This window comes from Streptomyces sp. NPDC018693, from assembly GCF_044391385.1.
Classification (GTDB): Bacteria; Actinomycetota; Actinomycetes; order Streptomycetales; family Streptomycetaceae; genus Streptomyces.
Map to the genome: position 1 here is coordinate 255,461 of NZ_JBIRZZ010000010.1, position 17,597 is coordinate 273,057.

At 72.2% G+C, this 17,597-nt stretch carries 16 protein-coding genes; 9 read left to right on the forward strand and 7 right to left on the reverse strand.

Translation table 11 applies throughout. The features are described 5' to 3' along the window. Positions 1-36: 36 nt before the first annotated feature. Both ACH5AC_RS25930 and rsmI read right to left on the reverse strand, forming a co-directional pair. Positions 37-441, reverse strand: a complete 405-nt coding sequence (locus ACH5AC_RS25930) for a hypothetical protein (protein ID WP_398864564.1) — start codon at positions 439-441, stop codon at positions 37-39. Positions 442-662: 221 nt separating this feature from the next. Next, positions 663-1,514: a 16S rRNA (cytidine(1402)-2'-O)-methyltransferase gene (gene rsmI, locus ACH5AC_RS25935; RefSeq protein WP_398864565.1), complete on the reverse strand. Its 852-nt coding sequence runs from the start codon at positions 1,512-1,514 to the stop codon at positions 663-665. A gap of 62 nt (positions 1,515-1,576) precedes the next feature. Between rsmI and ACH5AC_RS25940 the strand changes: the two genes are divergently transcribed. The 3 genes from ACH5AC_RS25940 (at position 1,577) to ACH5AC_RS25950 (ending at position 6,970) form a co-directional block, all read left to right on the forward strand. Beyond that, positions 1,577-3,334, forward strand: a complete 1,758-nt coding sequence (locus ACH5AC_RS25940; RefSeq protein WP_398864566.1) for a dolichyl-phosphate-mannose--protein mannosyltransferase — start codon at positions 1,577-1,579, stop codon at positions 3,332-3,334. 150 nt (positions 3,335-3,484) lie between these two features. Then, positions 3,485-5,119 carry a penicillin-binding transpeptidase domain-containing protein gene (locus tag ACH5AC_RS25945; protein WP_398864567.1) on the forward strand — a complete coding sequence of 545 codons (1,635 nt, stop codon included), beginning with the start codon at positions 3,485-3,487 and terminating at the stop codon, positions 5,117-5,119. A 177-nt stretch (positions 5,120-5,296) separates the two neighbouring features. Then, entirely contained in the window at positions 5,297-6,970 is a 1,674-nt protein-coding gene (locus tag ACH5AC_RS25950; protein ID WP_398864568.1) for a penicillin-binding transpeptidase domain-containing protein, read from the forward strand. Between the two features lie 9 nt (positions 6,971-6,979). Here the strand turns inward: ACH5AC_RS25950 and ACH5AC_RS25955 are convergent, their stop codons facing one another. Further along, a complete protein-coding gene (locus ACH5AC_RS25955) occupies positions 6,980-7,330 on the reverse strand; it encodes an SsgA family sporulation/cell division regulator (RefSeq protein WP_398864569.1) in 351 nt (116 codons plus the stop codon). Positions 7,331-7,472: 142 nt separating this feature from the next. Here ACH5AC_RS25955 and ACH5AC_RS25960 point away from each other — a divergent pair, with 142 nt between their 5' ends. The 4 genes from ACH5AC_RS25960 to ACH5AC_RS25975 all read left to right on the forward strand — a co-directional run bounded on the left by ACH5AC_RS25960 (position 7,473) and on the right by ACH5AC_RS25975 (position 11,397). Continuing rightward, entirely contained in the window at positions 7,473-8,561 is a 1,089-nt protein-coding gene (locus tag ACH5AC_RS25960; RefSeq protein ID WP_398864570.1) for an energy-coupling factor ABC transporter permease, read from the forward strand. Between the two features lies 1 nt (position 8,562). Beyond that, complete coding sequence (cbiQ, locus tag ACH5AC_RS25965) at positions 8,563-9,324, forward strand: cobalt ECF transporter T component CbiQ (protein WP_398864571.1); 762 nt, start codon at positions 8,563-8,565, stop codon at positions 9,322-9,324. Next, complete coding sequence (locus ACH5AC_RS25970; RefSeq protein ID WP_398864572.1) at positions 9,324-10,118, forward strand: energy-coupling factor ABC transporter ATP-binding protein; 795 nt, start codon at positions 9,324-9,326, stop codon at positions 10,116-10,118. The genes cbiQ and ACH5AC_RS25970 overlap by 1 nt, the downstream gene beginning before the upstream one ends. Before the next feature lie 112 nt (positions 10,119-10,230). Then, complete coding sequence (locus tag ACH5AC_RS25975; RefSeq protein ID WP_398864573.1) at positions 10,231-11,397, forward strand: serine hydrolase domain-containing protein; 1,167 nt, start codon at positions 10,231-10,233, stop codon at positions 11,395-11,397. A 166-nt stretch (positions 11,398-11,563) separates the two neighbouring features. Here the strand turns inward: ACH5AC_RS25975 and ACH5AC_RS25980 are convergent, their stop codons facing one another. After that, a complete protein-coding gene (locus ACH5AC_RS25980; protein ID WP_398864574.1) occupies positions 11,564-11,839 on the reverse strand; it encodes a DUF1876 domain-containing protein in 276 nt (91 codons plus the stop codon). A 91-nt stretch (positions 11,840-11,930) separates the two neighbouring features. Between ACH5AC_RS25980 and ACH5AC_RS25985 the strand changes: the two genes are divergently transcribed. Both ACH5AC_RS25985 and ACH5AC_RS25990 read left to right on the forward strand, forming a co-directional pair. Beyond that, a complete protein-coding gene (locus ACH5AC_RS25985) occupies positions 11,931-12,938 on the forward strand; it encodes a permease (protein ID WP_398864575.1) in 1,008 nt (335 codons plus the stop codon). Further along, on the forward strand, positions 12,935-13,741 hold the full coding sequence (locus ACH5AC_RS25990; RefSeq protein WP_398864576.1) for a TIGR03943 family putative permease subunit: 807 nt from the start codon (positions 12,935-12,937) through the stop codon (positions 13,739-13,741). Before ACH5AC_RS25985 ends, ACH5AC_RS25990 begins: the two co-directional genes overlap by 4 nt. On the opposite strand, the gene ACH5AC_RS25995 is transcribed toward ACH5AC_RS25990, so the two are convergent. The 3 genes from ACH5AC_RS25995 to ACH5AC_RS26005 all read right to left on the reverse strand — a co-directional run bounded on the left by ACH5AC_RS25995 (position 13,742) and on the right by ACH5AC_RS26005 (position 17,537). Next, positions 13,742-14,587 (reverse strand): EamA family transporter, encoded by an 846-nt coding sequence (locus ACH5AC_RS25995; protein WP_398864577.1) that lies wholly within the window; start codon positions 14,585-14,587, stop codon positions 13,742-13,744. It abuts the gene before it with no gap. Continuing rightward, a complete protein-coding gene (locus ACH5AC_RS26000) occupies positions 14,584-15,075 on the reverse strand; it encodes a YbaK/EbsC family protein (RefSeq protein ID WP_398864578.1) in 492 nt (163 codons plus the stop codon). Before ACH5AC_RS26000 ends, ACH5AC_RS25995 begins: the two co-directional genes overlap by 4 nt. 224 nt (positions 15,076-15,299) lie before the next feature. Continuing rightward, positions 15,300-17,537, reverse strand: coding sequence for an MMPL family transporter (locus ACH5AC_RS26005; RefSeq protein WP_398864579.1), 2,238 nt, complete (start codon positions 17,535-17,537; stop codon positions 15,300-15,302). Positions 17,538-17,597: the final 60 nt, after the last annotated feature.

Sequence of the window (17,597 nt, forward strand, 5' to 3'; positions counted from 1 at the left end):
CGACCACGCCCCGGCCGCGGCCTTCCGGGCGGCGGCTCAGCTCGCCCGGCGCTGGAAGGGGTGCAGGAGATCGGACAGATGCCAGTGGTGGTGCTCCCTCGGCTCCGCCGCGGCCACCTCGGGCACCTCCACCGGCCCGGCCGGGGGCACGCGGTGCGGCCTGCGCGCCGCGCCGAGCACCGACGACACCTGGCCCGCCCGCATGATGCGCACGACGTGCCCGTCGCAGTTCTGGCAGACCGGGCGGCTCAGCGGCGACGGCACGACGCGTCCGTCCGCCACGTACACGACGAACTCGTGGCCGTCGGCGTCCGTGTGGTGCTCGATCTCGTACGACTGCTCCCAGCCGTGCCCGCAGCGCATGCACGCGAAGGAGTACGACTCCTGGACGACGGCCGTCGCACCGCTGCGGAGGCTTGGCTGCCCTGCGATCTCGCTCATGCCGGCTCCTCTTGTCCGCTGGACGAGGGACGGATGCGTCCCTGACCTCCAGTGGACGCCTCTCCCGGAGCGAATGCACCAGTCCTGCCGACTGTTGGAGCCGATTTGGCGGTCCCTTGCCGAAACGGCCCGGCGGACGGGGCTGAGCTTTGCCTTTCACGGGGGCCCTTTGCCCGCCCATGGGGCGCGCGGGCGCGCGCAGGGCGGCGCGCCGCCGGGACTCAGCGCCCCTTGGCCGCCACGACCGCGTCGAACACCTCCCGCTTGGGCACCCCCGCCGCCACCGCCACCGCCGCGATCGCCTCCTTGCGGCGCTCACCGGCCTCCTCACGCGCGCGCACCCGTCGCACGAGCTCCTCGGCGTCGAGGTGCTCCGGGCCGCGCTCGGGGGCGCCGGAGACGACGACGGTGATCTCGCCGCGCACCCCCTGCGCCGCCCACTGAGCCAGCTCGCCGAGCGGGCCGCGCCGTACCTCCTCGTACGTCTTGGTGAGTTCCCGGCACACGGCGGCCCTCCGGTCGGCGCCGAAGACCTCGGACATGGCCGCGAGGGTGTCGTCGAGGCGGTGCGGGGCCTCGAAGTACACGAGGGTGCGGCGCTCCTCGGCGACCTCCCGCAGCCGTGTGAGCCGCTCGCCGGCCTTGCGCGGCAGGAAGCCCTCGAAGCAGAACCGGTCGACGGGCAGCCCGGACAGGGCGAGCGCGGTGAGGACGGCGGACGGGCCGGGCACGGCGGTGACCCGGACGTCCTGTTCGACGGCCGCGGCGACCAGCCGGTACCCGGGGTCGGACACGGACGGCATCCCGGCGTCGGTGACGAGCAGCACGCGCGCGCCGCCGAGGAGTTCCTCGACGAGTTCGGGGGTGCGGGCGGCCTCGTTGCCCTCGAAGTAGGACACGACGCGCCCCTTGGGCGTCACGCCCAGGGCCTGGGTGAGGCGGCGCAGACGGCGCGTGTCCTCGGCGGCGACGACGTCCGCGCCGGCCAGCTCCTGAGCGAGCCGGGGCGGGGCGTCCGCCACGTCCCCGATGGGAGTGCCGGCAAGGACCAGGGTTCCGGGCGTAACTGTCACGTTTCCATCCTCGCAGGGGCGACGGACGGGACTCGCACAGACGGGTTCCCTACGATGGCGCGGTGACCAGTACCGCGTCCTCCATGGACTCCACGGACCACCGGCAGGGCCGGGCGCCGCAGGACCGGCGGCCGACCTGGCAGCAGCGCCTGCGCCGATTCGGCTACCCGGCACAGCAGCCGGCGGCGGCCGATGTCCGGGAACGGCTGGTGCCGCCGTACGCCGAGCCCAGTCCGCGGCTGTGGTACGCCCTCGGGGTCTCCCCCGCCGTGGCGGACCGGATCGCGCGCTGGTCGGGCTGGGGCGGCCCGCTGCTGGTCACGCTGCTGGCGGGCGTCCTGCGGTTCTGGAACCTGGGCAGCCCCAAGAAGGTGATATTCGACGAGACGTACTACGCCAAGGACGCCTGGGCGCTCGTCCACCGCGGTTTCGAGGTCAACTGGGACAAGAACGCCAACGACCTGATCATCAACAGCGGCGGGCACGTCACGATCCCGTCGGACGCGGCGTACGTCGTGCATCCGCCGGTCGGCAAGTACGTCATCGGTCTGGGTGAGCTGATCTTCGGGTTCGACCCGTTCGGCTGGCGTTTCATGACGGCGCTGCTCGGCACGCTGTCGGTGCTGCTGGTGTGCCGGATCGGGCGCCGGCTGTTCCGTTCGACCTTCCTGGGCTGTCTGGCCGGTGCGCTGCTGGCGGTCGACGGGCTGCACCTGGTGATGAGCCGCACCTCGCTGCTCGACGGCGTGCTGATGTTCTTCGTGCTCGCCGCGTTCGGCTGTCTGGTCGTCGATCGCGACCACGCGCGCGTGAGGCTCGCCGCGGCGCTGAAGCCCGACGCGGACGGCCGCCACCGCCCCGACCCGGCCGTCGGCGACACCCTGCGCCTGGGGTGGCGCCCCTGGCGCTGGGCGGCGGGACTGATGTTCGGCCTGGCGATCGGCACCAAGTGGAACGCCATGTTCATCATGGCCGCCTTCTGTGTGATGGCACTCGTGTGGGACGTCGGCTCACGCAAGGTGGCCGGCGCGCGGCACCCGTACGTCGCCGTCCTCAAGTACGACCTCGGCCTCGCCTTCCTGGCGACCGTGCCGGTCGCGCTCGTCACGTACGTCGCCTCCTGGACGGGCTGGATCCTCTCCCCCAGCGACGGCTCCGGCGGCTACTACCGCAACTGGGCGGCGACGGACGGCAAGGGCGGCAGCTGGACCTGGCTGTTCCCGGACTGGTGGCGCAGCCTGTGGCACTACGAGAGCGAGGTGTACAAGTTCCACACCCACCTCACCTCGCCGCACAAGTACGAGTCGAACCCGTGGAGCTGGATCGTCCAGGGCCGCCCGGTGTCGTACTTCTACGAGTCGCCCGCCCCCGGCAAGGACGGCTGTCCGGCGGACGCGGGCGAGAAGTGCGCGCGTGAGGTGCTGGCGATCGGCACGCCGCTGCTGTGGTGGGCGGCCTGTTTCGCGGTGCTGTACGTCCTGTGGCGCTGGGCGTTCCGCCGTGACTGGCGCGCGGGCGCGATCGCCGGCGCCGTCGCGGCGGGCTATCTGCCGTGGTTCATGTACCAGGAGCGCACGATCTTCGTGTTCTACGCGGTGGTCTTCGTGCCCTTCCTGTGTCTGGCCGTGGCGATGATGATCGGGGCGATCGTCGGACCACCGGGATCCGACGACACCCGGCGGGTGGTGGGTGCGACGGGCGCGGGCGTCCTGGTGCTGCTGATCGCGTGGAACTTCATCTACTTCTGGCCGCTGTACACGGGCCAGGCGATCCCCATCGACTCCTGGCGCTCACGTATGTGGCTGGATACCTGGGTGTGAGTACCTCCGCACCGAACAGGTACGAGTACCTCCGTGGGGATACCTATGTACGACTACCCGGTTATGACAACTTCCTGGTAACTCCCCCCTCAGGAACCCCACCGGTCCCCCTACAGTGCGAGACACGGGGACAACGGGGAGGACCACGGGATGCGCAAGGGAGTCAAGGCGGCCATCGTCGGGTCGGTGTTCGCCGTCATGGTCGGCGGCGCGGGATACGGCACCTTCAATGTGGTGTCCGCGCTCAACGGCAGCGGCGGCGGCGGTTCCGGGACGAGCAAACCGGAACCGGTGAAGACCGGACCGCCGAGCGCCGACGAGGTGAAGGACACCGCCACGCAGTTCTTCGCGGCCTGGGAACAGGGGCAGGCGGTGCTCGCCGCGTCGTTGACCAACAACGCGGCCATGGCCGAGCCCCTGCTCACCTCCTACAGCCGGCAAGCGCACATCAGCGGCGTGAAGATCACCCCGGGCACGGCGGCCGACTCCACCGTGCCGTTCGCGGTGAACGCGACCGTGTCCTACGACGGGAAGTCGAAACCGCTCACCTATGAGAGCGAGTTGACGGTGGTGCGCGGCGTCACCACCGGGAAGGCGCTGGTCGACTGGCAGCCGTCCGTCGTCCACCCGCAGCTGACGCGCATGGACGACACCCTCGTCACCGGTGAGTCCTCCGCGCCGCCGATCGAGGCCGTCGATCGCGACAACAAGGTCCTCACGAAGGAGAAGTACCCCTCTCTGGGGACGATCCTGGACCAACTGCGCGCCAAGTACGGCGACACGGCGGGCGGCGAGCCCGGCGTCGAACTGGCGATCCGTCACGCCGACGCGAGCGCCGGCGACACCCCGCTGCTCACTCTCGCCGAGGGCAGGGCGGGCAAGCTGCGGACCACGCTGAGCGCCGAGGTGCAGGCGGCCGCCGAGAAGGCGGTGCAGCAGTACGGCCAGTCGTCGGTAGTGGCCGTGCAGCCCAGCACGGGCGATGTGCTGGCCGTCGCCAACCACCGCTCCGACGCGTTCAACGCCGCGTTCGAGGGACAGGTGGCCCCCGGCTCCACGATGAAGATCATCACCGCGGCCGCGCTCATCGACAACGGGATCACCACCGCCAACGGGCCCGCGCCGTGCTCGCCGGACGCGATGTGGGAGGGCCAGACCTTCCGCAACTACAAGGAGATGACCAACGAGAACGCGACGCTCTCCGAGAGCTTCGCCCGCTCCTGCAACACGGCCTTCATCAAGTACACCGACGAGTTGCAAACCGACTCGCTCACCAGGGAGGCCGAGGAACGCTTCGGGCTCGGGCGGGACAACTGGAAGACGGGCATCGTGTCCCACGACGGCTCGGTCCCGGCCGTCAGCGGCCCCGACCGGGCCGCCGCGCTCATCGGCCAGGGCCGGCTCCTGATGAACCCGCTGAACATGGCGTCCGTGACGGCGACCGCCATGACGGGCACGTTCCGCCAGCCGGTCATCGTCCCGCAGAGCCTCGACGGCCGCGAACTGGCACACGCGCGTGGGCTGAGGGCGAGCACCGTGCAGCAGCTGCGCGCCATGATGAACCGCACCGCGACCAGTGGCACCGCGGCCGGTGTCATGTCCGGGCTGGGCCCCCATGTCGGCGCGAAGACCGGCACCGCCGAGGTCGGCGGTCAGGCCAAGCCCAACAGCTGGTTCACCGGCTACCGCGGCGACATCGCGGCCGCCGCCATGGTCCAGGACGCCGGCCACGGCAGCGACGCGGCCGGCCCGATCGTCGCGGCGGTCCTGCGGGCGGGCGGCTGAACCGCCGCTCCGGCGGCCCCTGGACGGTCACAACCCCGCTACAGAGGGGTGGCTGAGGTCACAGAGGCGTCACCCGGGCGTTACGGGACCCTAGGCTGGTCGCCGTCGTTGGGGTCGGTGAGGGCAACGAGGGCATTGGGGCGTGGGGGCCCCAGGGGATCGCGGAGGTCGTAGGACGTGGGCAAGAGAAGGCGCGTCGCCGAGCGACGGAGCAAGCGGCCCGCCGTGGTCGGCGGGGTGATCACCGTGGTCGTCGGCGGGGTCGCGTTCGGCGTCTACGCGCTGTACGGCGGCGGCGCGGCGGCAGAGGACCGTACGGCCACCACCGCCGCCGACCGGCAGGCACCGAAGGTGCCCACCGGGCCCCTGACGGCCGCCGAGGTCACCGACGCGGCCACCACGTTCCTCACCTCCTGGCAGCAGGGCCGGATCGCGCAGGCCGCCGCCGGGACCGACGACGCTCCGGCCGCCACCGCCCTGCTCACCGGCTACACCAAGGACGCCCACGTCACCGACGTCACCCTCACCCCCGGCACCCCCACCGGCGACAAGGTCCCCTTCTCGGTGAAGGCGACGGTCACCTACCAGGACGTCAGCAAGCCGCTGGCCTACGACAGCGCGCTGACCGTCGTCCGACGGGCGCAGGACGGCAAGCCACTGGTCGACTGGCACGCCTCCGTCGTCCACCCCGACCTGGCCGACGGCGACACCCTGGTGACCGGCGAGGCGGGCACCCCGCCGGTCAAGGCGGTCGACCGCGAGGGCGGCGAGCTGACGACCGCGAAGTACCCGTCGCTGGACACGGTCCTGGACGGGCTGCGGGAGAAGTACGGCGCGAAGGCGGGCGGCAAGGCGGGCGTGGAGCTGCGCGTGGTGCGCGGCGAGGAGTCGAAGGCCAAGAAGTCCTCCGACAAGACGCTCCTGGAGCTCAGCGAGGGCACACCGGGCACCGTGAAGACGACGCTCAGCCCGGCCCTCCAGGCCGCCGCCGAGCGGCAGGTCGCGAGCCGTCCGCGCGCTTCCGTCGTCGTCACGCGCGCGTCGACGGGCGAGATCCTCGCCGTCGCCAACAGCGGCAAGTTCAACGTCGCCTTCCAGGGCTCCCTCGCACCCGGCTCCACGATGAAGATCGTCACGGCGTCGCTGCTCATCGAGAAGGGCCTGGCGTCGGCGGACAAGGTGCATCCCTGCCCGAAGTACTTCCCGTACGGCGGCTGGAAGTTCCAGAACGACGACGAGTTCCAGATCAACGGCGGCACCTTCAAGGCGAGTTTCGCGCGCTCCTGCAACACCGCCTTCATCAGCCAGGCGCCCAGGCTCGACAACGACAGCCTGACCAAGCAGGCGCAGCAGGTGTTCGGCCTGGGGATGAACAACTGGGCGGTCGGCGTGCCCACGTTCGACGGGTCGGTGCCGGTGCAGTCGGCGGCCCCGATGGCGGCGTCGCTGATCGGGCAGGGCGGGGTGCGGATGAACCCGCTGAACATGGCGTCGGTCGCCGCGACCGTGAAGTCGGGCACCTTCCGCCAGCCGTACCTGGTCTCCCCGGAGGTCGACGGCCGCGCGCTGGCCACCGCCTCACGCAGCATGTCCGGCTCCACGCTGTCCCAGCTACGGGAGCTGATGAACTACACGGCCGCCTACGGTACGGCGGCCCAGGCGATGTCGGGGCTCGGGCCGAACTACGGCGCCAAGACGGGTTCGGCCGAGGTCGACGGGCAGGAGAAGCCCAACGGCTGGTTCACGGCCTACCGCGGCGACCTGGCGGCCGCGGGAGTGGTCCAGGCGGCCGGCCATGGCGGCGAGACGGCCGGGCCGATGGTGGCGGCGCTGCTGCGGATGGGCGGCTGACGTCCCGTCCTAGTGGGCGACGGGCTGCGCCGTGTAGGTGCGGCGGAGGAAGCGGGTGAGCGTCTTCGTCTCGAACTGCACGACGGACACGCCCTGCGCGGAGTGGAACTCGACCACGGCCTGCACGCGCCCGCACGGCCACACGCGCACCTGTCCGGTGCCGGCCGGGGCCCGCAGACCCTGTTCGAGGAGCGTGCGGGAGAACGTCCACTCATGGGTGCCGGGGAGCCCGACGCGCACCGCGCGCGGGTCGTCGTCCGGGTCGTACCTGAGGACGACGGGGACGGCCGTCCGCTCCTCCTCGATCAGGTCGTCGTCCGTGACTATGTGGGCTCGCGCGTACTGCTCGACTACAGACATCGGACGGCCCTCTCACGCTGTGTGACCTATATGGAAGCTGTGCGTCCACTCCCCAATAAATGTCCCATATTTCCAAGATTATGCCTTCGGGCGAGCAGATCGCTCTTGCAAGAGGTTTGCAACAAGCCACTATCATCGAACGGTGCACGTACCCGACGGATTCATCAACGCCCCGACCTCCGCCGTGACCGGAGTCGTCGCCGCAGGCGCCATCGCCGTGAGCCTGCGCGGTGCGCGCCGGGAGCTCGACGAACGGACCGCGCCGCTGGCCGGCCTGGTGGCCGCGTTCATCTTCGCCGTGCAGATGCTGAACTTCCCCGTCGCGGCGGGCACCAGCGGACATCTGCTCGGCGGGGCGCTCGCCGCGATACTCGTGGGCCCCTACACCGGGGTCCTGTGCGTGTCCGTGGTCCTGCTCATCCAGGGCGTCTTCTTCGCCGACGGCGGGATGACCGCGCTCGGCGTCAACGTCACCGACATGGCGGTCGTCACGACCGTCGTCGCCTACGCCGTCTTCCGCGTCCTCGTGAAGGTGCTGCCGCGCACCCGCCGCTCGGTCACCGTGGCGTCCTTCACGGCCGCCCTGCTGTCCGTGCCGGCCGCGGCGCTCGCCTTCACCTTCCTCTACGCGGTCGGCGGGACCACCGACGTCGCGATCGGCAAGGTCGCCACCGCGATGGTCGGCGTGCATGTGCTGATCGGCATCGGCGAGGCGGCGATCACCGCGCTGACCGTGGGCGCCGTCATCGCCGTGCGCCCGGATCTCGTGTACGGCGCGCACGGCCTGCAGCAGCGCCTGAAGCTGCGCGTGAACGGCGTACTCGTGGACGCGCCCGCCTCTGAGGGGGCGCGCACGGCGCCCGAGGCGGCTCCCGCGGCGCCCGTCGCGGCGCGCACCTCCCGGCGCGCGCTCTGGGTGACCGGTCTGGTCACCTCCCTCGTCCTCGCCGGTTTCGTCAGCTTCTACGCCTCGTCCAGCCCCGACGGCCTGGAGAAGGTCGCCGCCGAGCAGGGCATCGACCAGAAGGCGGAGGAGCACGCGTACGCCGGCTCGCCGCTCGCCGACTACGGCGTGAAGGACGTCGATGACGCCCGCCTGTCCGGGGGGCTGGCGGGCGTCATCGGTGTGGGCGCGACCGTCGTCGCGGGGAGCGCGGTGTTCTGGGCCGTGCGCCGGCGCCGCGCGCAGGACGACGTGTCGCCCGCCTCCACGCCGGCGGAGAACGTCTGACATGGGCGCCGGGCACGCGCACAAGCTCTACCGGCACGGGCACACACGCGTGCACCGGCTCCCGCCCCACACCAAGCTCGCCGCCATGTTCGCCTTCGTGCTGGTCGTGGTGTCGACGCCGCGGGAGGCGATGTGGGCGTTCGGCCTCTACGCCGCGCTGCTGGCGCTCGTCGCGTACCACGCGCGCGTGCCGGCCGGGTTCATGGTCCGGCGCATGCTGATCGAGGTGCCGTTCCTCGCGTTCGCCGTGCTGCTGCCCTTCGTGGCGGAGGGCGAGCGCGTGGACGTCCTCGGGATGTCGCTCAGCGCCGGCGGACTGTGGGGCGCGTGGAACGTGCTCGCCAAGGGCACCCTCGGTGTCGCCGCCTCGGTGCTGCTGGCGGCCACCACGGAGCTGCGTGAGCTGCTGCTCGGCCTGCAGCGCCTCAAGCTCCCGCCGTTGCTGGTGCAGATCGCGTCCTTCATGATCCGCTACGGCGACGTCATCACCGACGAGATGCGGCGCATGCGGATCGCCCGCGAGTCGCGCGGTTTCGAGGCGCGGGGCGTGCGGCACTGGGGGGTGCTCGCGAAGTCGGCGGGCGCCCTGTTCATCCGCTCCTACGAGCGCGGGGAGCGTGTGCACCTCGCGATGATCAGCCGCGGGTACGCCGGATCCATGCCGGTGATCGACGAGGTGACCGCGTCCCGGGCGCAGTGGTCCTACGCCCTCACCCTCCCGTTCGCCGCTCTCGTCGTCTGTCTGCTGGGATGGGCCCTGTGATGGACTCTGTGACCGCCGCGGCACCCTCCGCCGAGGCCCCTTCGCTGGCCGTGGCCGGGCTGGCCTTCGCCTACCCGGACGGCCACCAGGCCCTGTTCGGTGTGGACTTCACCCTGGCGCGCGGGGAGCGCGTCGCGCTGCTCGGACCGAACGGCGCCGGCAAGACCACCCTGGTGCTGCACCTCAACGGCATCCTCACCGGCGGCACCGGCACGGTGACGGTCGCCGGGTTGCCCGTCGGCAAGCGGCACATGGCGGAGATCCGGCGCAAGGTCGGCATCGTCTTCCAGGACCCCGACGACCAGTTGTTCATGCCGACCGTGCGTGAGGACGTGGCGTTCGGTCCGGCGGCGGCCGGCATCAAGGGCGCCGAACTGGAGGAGCGCGTGGACCGCGCGCTGGGCCAGGTCGGAATGGAAGGCTTCAAGGACCGCCCGCCGCACCATCTGTCGTTCGGCCAGCGGCGCCGGGTCGCCGTGGCGACCGTCCTCGCGATGGAACCGGAGATCCTCGTCCTGGACGAGCCGTCCTCCAACCTCGACCCGGCCTCCCGCCGCGAACTCGCCGACATCCTGCGCGCCCTGGACGTCACCGTCCTCATGGTGACCCACGACCTGCCGTACGCCCTGGAGCTGTGCCCGCGCTCCCTCATCCTGAGCGACGGCGTGATCGCGGCCGACGGCCGCACGGCCGACCTCCTCGCCGACGACGAGCTGATGCGCGCGCACCGCCTGGAGCTGCCGTTCGGCTTCGACCCGCGCTCCGCGACCATGAGCGGTGACACGTCAAGGTAACGATCCTTCTCCGTCGGCGGAACGAAGGAATCGCAGGCTCGGCCAGGGTGTTACCCCCACGGTCGAAGGACCAGGGACCAAGGGCGAAGGCGAGCCGAGAGGACGGACGGACGTGGAGGTGCACGGCGCGGTGGCCGGGGGCTTCGAGCCGGTCAGGGAAGCGTTCGTACGGAACTTCGAGACGCTCGGGGAGCGGGGCGCGGCGGTGACCGTCTACCGGGACGGGCACAAGGTCGTCGACCTGTGGGGCGGCACCAGGGACGTGGACGGCACGGCGCCCTGGGAGCCCGGCACCGCGCAGATCGTGCGCTCGGCGACCAAGGGCGTCGCCGCCGCCGTACTCCTGCTGCTGCACCAGCGCGGGGAGCTGGACCTCGACGCGCCGGTGGGGGCGTACTGGCCGGAGTACAAGACGGCGGGCAAGGAGCGCACGCCGGTGCGGGACCTGCTCGCACACCGGGCCGGCGTGCCCGCGCTCGACCGTCCGCTCACGCCCGCCGAGGCCGCCGACCCGGAGCTCGGCGCGGCGGCGGTCGCCGCACAGGCGCCCGCCTGGGAACCGGGGACGGCGCACGGCTACCACGCGCAGACGTACAGCTGGCTCACGGGCGAACTGGTGCGCCGGGTCACCGGGCGGTCGATCGGCGCGTGGATCGCCGACGAGATCGCCGGGCCCGCCGGCGCCGACCTGTGGCTGGGCCTTCCGCCGGCGCACGCACACCGAGTCGGGCGTGTGGGCCAGATCGACGCGCCGGCGCAGACGGGCGCCCTGCGCACCCGCCCCAAGCAGTCCGTCTCCGACGCCTACGCCGACCCCGCCTCCCTCACCCGCCGCGCCTTCGCCGCCATCACCCCGCTGCCCGACGAGAACGACCCCGCCTACCGGGCAGCGGTCCTGCCCGCCTCCAACGGCATCGCCACCGCGGACGGACTCGCCCGCTTCTACGCCGCACTGATCGGCCCCGTCGACGGCGGCACCACCCGGCTGTTCACTCCGGAGACGGTGGAGCTGGCACGCGGCGAGCGGTCGGCGGGCGCGGACCGCGTCCTCGTCGTCCACACGCGCTTCGGCCTCGGCTACATGCTGCACGGTGCCGCATCCCCGCTGCTGTTCCCCACCTCCTTCGGCCACCCGGGCCGCGGTGGCGCGCTCGGCCTCGCCGACCCCGAGTCGGGGGTCGCCTTCGGCTACGTCACCAACGGCTTCCGCAAGAGCGTGACGGCGGACCCCCGAGCCCAGGCGCTGCTGCGCGCGCTGCGCACGGCGCTCACCAACTGACCGAACGCGCCCACGCGCTGGGCGGAGGGCGCACGCACCCCGATGAGCGGCGCGCAGGACCTGCCGAACAACGCGCACGCCGCGCGCACGACTTGGCGGACGGCGCGCGCAACCCGAAGACGCGCGCGCCGCTCACCAACCTGCCGCGCGGCGCGCGGCGCGCGCCTCACACGTTGATCGGATGCGACGTCCGGCCCGACGCCGCGTCGATCTCACCGTGCGCCTTCGTCAGCAGCTGCATGGCGAGTTCGTTGAGCGCGCGGGCGCCCGCTATCTCCTCGCCGACCCTCGGCTGATTCGCGTCGGAGTGGTGGCGGCTGGCGTGTCCGCGGGCCCGTACCTCGGTGCCATCGGGCAGCCGCACCAGCGCCACCGCGCTCGTGTGCTGGTCGTCCTCCTTGAACTCCAGCTCGACGTGCCATCCCACTGCTGTGTGCAACATGACGATCACCTCCGGAACCTCTGCTTCCAGGGTGCTCCTCCCGACGGGCGGACGCACACACAGAGGTCATGACCGATATGTTGATCCGACCATGTACGAGACAGAGGTGGCGCAAGACGACGTGCGCGGCGCCTCGGCGCGCGCATGGCCCCGGCACTGGCCCCTGCTGCTCCTGGCGTCGGCCGTCCTGCCCGGCGCCCTGCTGGTCGTGGCGGGGCGGTGGACGGACGAGCCGGCGGTGCGGGCGTGGCAGACGGTGGCGCTCGCGGTGACCGTGCAGGCGCTGCCGTTCCTGCTCCTGGGCACGGCCCTGTCGGGCGCGATCAACGCGTTCGTGCCGGCGTCCGTGTTCAACCGGCTGCTGCCGAAGCGGCCCGCGCTGGCCGTGCCGGTCGCCGGGGCGGCGGGGGTGGTGCTGCCGGGGTGCGAGTGCGCGTCGGTGCCGGTGGCGAACAGCCTGATCGGGCGCGGGGTCACCCCGGCCGCCGCGTTCGCCTTCCTGCTGTCGGCGCCCGCGGTCAACCCGATCGTGCTCACGGCCACGGCGGTCGCCTTCCCCGGCAGCCCCGAGATGGTGCTGGCCCGGCTGCTCGCCTCCCTCGCCGCCGCCTCCCTCATGGGCTGGCTGTGGCTGTGGCGGGGCCGGGAGGAGTGGCTGCGCCCGGCGGTGCGGCACACCGGGCACCGGCCGGGCGGCAGCCGCTGGGCGGAGTTCCGCGACGCCTTCCGGCACGACTTCCTGCACGCGGGCGGCTTCCTGGTGGTCGGCGCGATGGCGGCGGCCAGCTTCAACGTGGCCGTGCCGCGCTCGGTCCTCGACACGTTCGCCGACTCGCCCTGGCTGTCGGTGCTGTTCCTGGCCGCGCTGGCGGTGCTGCTCGCGGTGTGCTCGGAGGCGGACGCGTTCCTCGCGGCCTCGCTGTCCGGTTTCTCGCCGACCGCGCGGCTGACGTTCATGGTGGTCGGGCCGATGGTCGATCTGAAGCTGATCGCCTTGCAGGCGGGCACGTTCGGGCGGGCGTTCGCCGTCCGCTTCTCCGCCGCGACGGCCGTCGTGGCCGTCCTGTGCAGCGCGGTCGTGGGAGGGATCCTGCTGTGAGACGTCCCGTACAGGCACTGTTGCTGGTCCTCAGCGGCCTGGGACTGCTGCGGGCGACGCTGGTCACCGACGTGTACCTGCGGTACGTCAAGGAGGGCATGCGCCCGCTGCTGGTGGCCTCCGGGATCGTGCTGCTGCTCCTGGGGCTGACGGAGGGCTGGTCGTCGTACCGCGCGAAAGCGGCAAGCGACACCGACGGGCAAGACCAGGACGAGAACGAAGACCAAGGCGAAGACCAGGACGAAGACCAAGACCACGGCCCCGAGGCCGGCCACAGCCACGACCACTCCCGCCCGCCCCGCGCCGCCTGGCTCCTCTTCCTCCCCGCGCTCAGCCTTCTCCTCTACGCCCCGCCCGCCCTCGGCGCCTACACCGCGGCCCGGGAGGCGCCGAAGCCGCTGGGCACGCAGGAGGAGTTCGACCCGCTGCCCACCACCTCGCCCCTGCCCCTCACCCTCGGCGACTTCACGCGCCGCGTGCGGCAGGACGAGGAGCGGGCCGTCGAGGGGCGGACGATCCTGCTGACCGGGTTCGTCACACCGGCCGGCAAGGGCAAGGAGGGCTGGTACCTGACCCGGCTGCTCCTCAACTGCTGTGCGGCGGACGCCCAGTCGGTGAAGGTGCGGGTGTACGGCGTCCCGGCGCCGAAGACCGACACCTGGGTGGCGGTGACGGGCACCTGGCACCCCGCGGGCACGCTGGGCACCGACTCGGCGGAGGTCGCGCTGGACGCCCGTACCGTCGAGGGGATCGACAAGCCCGCCAACGCCTACACGGACGCCGTACCATTGCGGGCGCCCTGATCAACCCCCGTGCAGCAGCAGCCCGATGCCCACGACGAGCAGCCCCGCCGCGGCGATCCGCGGCGCCCCGAACCGCTCCTTGAAGAACACCGCGCCGATCGCCGCGCCGACCAGGATGGAGGACTCCCGCAGGGCGGCGACGGGCGCGAGTTCGGCGCGGGTCTGCGCCCACAGCACCAGCGCGTACGCGGCCACGGACAGCGCGGCGCCCAGCAGGCCGAGGCGGGCGAACGGCCGGATCCGCGCGATCGTCCCGCCCCGCCAGCGGTACCAGGCGTAGGCCGGGACGAGGCCGCCCTGGACGGCCATCAGCCAGGCGATGTAGCCGAGGGAGGAGCCGGAGGCGCGCACGCCGAGGCCGTCCACGACGGTGTACGCGGCGATGGTCAGGCCGGTGGCGAGCGCGGCCCCGATCGCCGCCCAGTCGGGCCGGCGCCCGCGCAGGCCCCACAGCGCCACGCCGGTCAGCCCCGCGCAGGACAGGGCGACGCCGGCGGCGGCCCAGCCGTCGGGGACCTCGTGGGCGAAGAGCGCGGCGAGGACGGTGACGACGAGGGGCGCGGAGCCGCGCGCGATGGGGTACGCCTGGCCGAAGTCGCCGAGCCGGAAGGAGCGCATCAGCAGCGCGTAGTACGCCATGTGGATCGCGGCGGAGGCGAGCAGGTACGGCCAGGCGCCGGCCGCCGGGAACGCCGCGAACGGAGCCAGCGCGAGCCCGATGAGCATGCCGCCGCCGGCGATGAGGGTGAAGCCGACGAGCTTGTCGTCGATGCGGTGGGCGACCGCGTTCCAGCTGGCGTGGGCGACGGCGGCGAGCAGGACGGCCGAGACGACCAGCGGCGTCACGCGGTGTGCTCGCGGACGTCCACCACGGTGGCGCCGGCGTGTTCGACCAGCGCGGCGAGGGCCATGGGGAAGACGGCGTGCGGATCGCCGGCGGCGGCCCACACGACGTCGTGGGCGAGCAGCCCGCGGTCGGCGAGCACGCGCGTGCGTGCGCGGTGCCCGAAGGGCGGTACGCCGCCGATGGCGTACCCGGTGGTCTCCCGTACGACGGCGGCGTCGGCCCGGGTGACCGCGGCCGCGGCGAGTTCCCTGCGGACCAGTTCGACGTCCACGCGGGATGCGCCGTCCATGAGGACCAGCACGGGCACCCCGTCGGCGGCGAAGACCAGCGACTTGCAGATCTGGCTCAGCTCGCACCCGATCGCGGCGGCGGCCTCGGCGGCGGTGCGGCTGGCGGCCGGGAAGCGGCGCACCCGCGCCGCCACCTCCCCCAGCTCCATCGCGTGCAGGGCTTCGGCGAATCGAGGGTGCGCTCCGGTCGACGTCATGCCCGCACGCTAGCGGGGTGCGCGGGAGGCGAGCGAACGGGTTTCACCTTCGCAAGGCTTCCCATTCCCAGGGCTTGCCGTTCCCAGGGCTTGCCGTTCCCAGGGCTTCCCGTTCCCAGGGCTTCCCGTTCCCAGGGCTTCCCGACGGAGCCGGGCACGAAGAAGCCGGTGAGGGCGCCCCGTCCCCACGCAGCCCTCACCGGCCGTTCTTCACAGGCGGTGCGTCAGGCGCGTACCAGCTCCTTGTCCCCGTCGTTGTCGGCGTCGTGCGGGGCGCGGTCCGTGTCGGTGCGCAGGCCCTCGCCCTCGACGTCGACGTTGGGCAGGGCCCGGTCGAGCCACTCGGGCAGCCACCAGGCGCGCCTGCCGAGGAGCGCGAGGACGGCCGGGACGATGGCCATGCGGACGATGAACGCGTCGAAGAAGACGGCGATGGCGAGGCCGAAGCCGATCATCTTCACCATCGACTCGCTGGCGCCGATGAATCCGCCGAAGACCGCCATCATGATGATCGCCGCCGCGGTGACGACCCTCGCGCCGTACTTGAAGCCCGTCACGACGGCCTGGGTCGGCTGCTCGCCGTGGACGTACGCCTCGCGCATCCGGGTCACGAGGAACACCTCGTAGTCCATCGCCAGTCCGAAGACGATGCCCACCATGAAGATCGGCATCATCGACATGACCGGACCGGTCTCCTCGACGCCCAGCAGGCCAGCCAGCCAGCCCCACTGGAAGACCGCGACCACGGCGCCGAGTGCCGCCAGCACGCTCAGCAGGAAGCCCAGGGCCGCCTTCAGCGGCACCAGGATCGAGCGGAAGACCACGATCAGGAGCAGGAAGGCCAGGCCCACGACCAGGATCAGGTACGGGACAAGCGCGTCGTTCATCTTCTGCGACATGTCGATGTTCATCGCGGTCGTACCGGTGACGTAGACGGTCGCGTCGGTGTCGGCGGCGACCTGCGCACCCGTGTCGCGGATGCCGTGCACCAGGTCCTCGGTGGTCGTCGAGGCCGGCTTGGCGTCGGGGATGACGGTGATCATCGCGGTGTCGCCGGCCTGGTTGGGCGCTGCCGGAGTCACCGAGACGACGTTGTCCAGGCCCTTGATCCTGTTGCCGACCTCGGTGAAGGCCGCCTGCGCGTCGTCGCTGTTCTTGGCGTCGACCACGATCATCAGGGGACCGTTGAAGCCGGGGCCGAAGCCCTCCGAGAGCAGGTCGTAGGCGCGGCGCTGGGTCGTTGAGGTGGGCTGGGAGCCGTCGTCGGGCAGGCCCAGTTCGAGCGAGGCCGCCGGGATGGCCGCGGCGCCCAGGCCGATCACGCCCGTCAGGAGGACGGCCACGGGACGGCGTACGACGAAGTTCGCCCAGCGGGTGCCCATGTTCGGGCGGTCCGGCTCCTCGGCCGCCTTCCTGGCCGCGCGGCCGCCGCCGAGCAGCTTGCTCTTCTCGCCCGCCGGGCGCAGCCTGCGGCCCGCGTAGCCGAGCAGGGCCGGGACCATGGTCAGCGCGATCAGGACGGCGATGGCGACCGTGCCCGCCGCCGCGATGCCCATCTTCGTGAGCATCGGGACGTTGACGACCGACAGACCGGCCAGGGCGATGACGACCGTGAGGCCGGCGAAGACCACCGCCGAGCCCGCCGTGCCGACGGCCCGTCCCGCCGCCTCCTCGCGGTCCCGGCCCTCGGCCAGCTCGCCGCGGTACCGGGAGACGATGAACAGCGCGTAGTCGATGCCGACCGCCAGGCCGATCATCAGCGCCAGGGTGGACGTCGTGTCGCCGAGGTCGAGCGCGCTCGCGAGCGCGGTGATCGTCGAGACGCCGATGCCCACGCCGATGATCGCGGTCAGCAGCGGCAGACCCGCCGCGAGCAGCGAACCGAGAGTGACGACGAGGACCAGCGCGGCGACCGCGAAGCCGATGATCTCCGAGGCGGCGCTCTCGGCCGGGGCCTGCAGCGCGTCACCGCCGACCTCGACGGTCAGCCCGGCGTCCCGCGCGTTCTGCGCGGCGTCCTTCAGGGCGTCCCTGGTGGACTCCTCCAGCTCGTAGCCGGGGAGCTTGTACGACACGGAGGCGTACGCGACCGTGCCGTCCGCGCTGACGGCGTTGGCCGTGTACGGATCGGCGACGGAGGCGACCTCGGAGCCGCCCTTCAGCTCCTGCACGGTCTTCTCGACGATCGCCTTGTTGTCGGCGTCGGTCATCTTCTCGCCGGCGGGCGCCTTGAAGACGACGCGCCCGGTCCCTCCGTCGGCGGTCAGGCCGGGGAAGCGCTCGTCCAGCAGGTCGAACGCCTTCTGGGCCTCGGTGCCGGGGATGGAGAAGGAGCCGGAGCCCGCGCTGGGGGCGCTGGCCGCGCCGACGCCTGCGAGCGTGAGCAGCGCGATCCATATCAGGGCGACGAAGTGTCGTCGCCGGAAGGAGAGTCTGCCGAGTTTGTAGAGAAACGTGGCCACGAGGGCTCCCGGTCAGGTCGTGTTTTCTTCAGGGCAGGGGTGATCGGCCCTCGGGGCAGG

Excerpts from the sequence above, each read along its gene's own strand:
- ACH5AC_RS25930 (WP_398864564.1), bottom strand. The coding sequence starts at position 441 with ATGAGCGAGATCGCAGGGCAGCCAAGCCTCCGCAGCGGTGCGACGGCC.
- ACH5AC_RS25945 (WP_398864567.1), top strand. The coding sequence starts at position 3,485 with ATGCGCAAGGGAGTCAAGGCGGCCATCGTCGGGTCGGTGTTCGCCGTC.
- ACH5AC_RS25955 (WP_398864569.1), bottom strand. The coding sequence starts at position 7,330 with ATGTCTGTAGTCGAGCAGTACGCGCGAGCCCACATAGTCACGGACGAC.
- cbiQ (WP_398864571.1), top strand. The coding sequence starts at position 8,563 with ATGGGCGCCGGGCACGCGCACAAGCTCTACCGGCACGGGCACACACGC.
- ACH5AC_RS25970 (WP_398864572.1), top strand. The coding sequence starts at position 9,324 with ATGGACTCTGTGACCGCCGCGGCACCCTCCGCCGAGGCCCCTTCGCTG.
- ACH5AC_RS25980 (WP_398864574.1), bottom strand. The coding sequence starts at position 11,839 with ATGTTGCACACAGCAGTGGGATGGCACGTCGAGCTGGAGTTCAAGGAG.
- ACH5AC_RS25985 (WP_398864575.1), top strand. The coding sequence starts at position 11,931 with ATGTACGAGACAGAGGTGGCGCAAGACGACGTGCGCGGCGCCTCGGCG.
- ACH5AC_RS26000 (WP_398864578.1), bottom strand. The coding sequence starts at position 15,075 with ATGACGTCGACCGGAGCGCACCCTCGATTCGCCGAAGCCCTGCACGCG.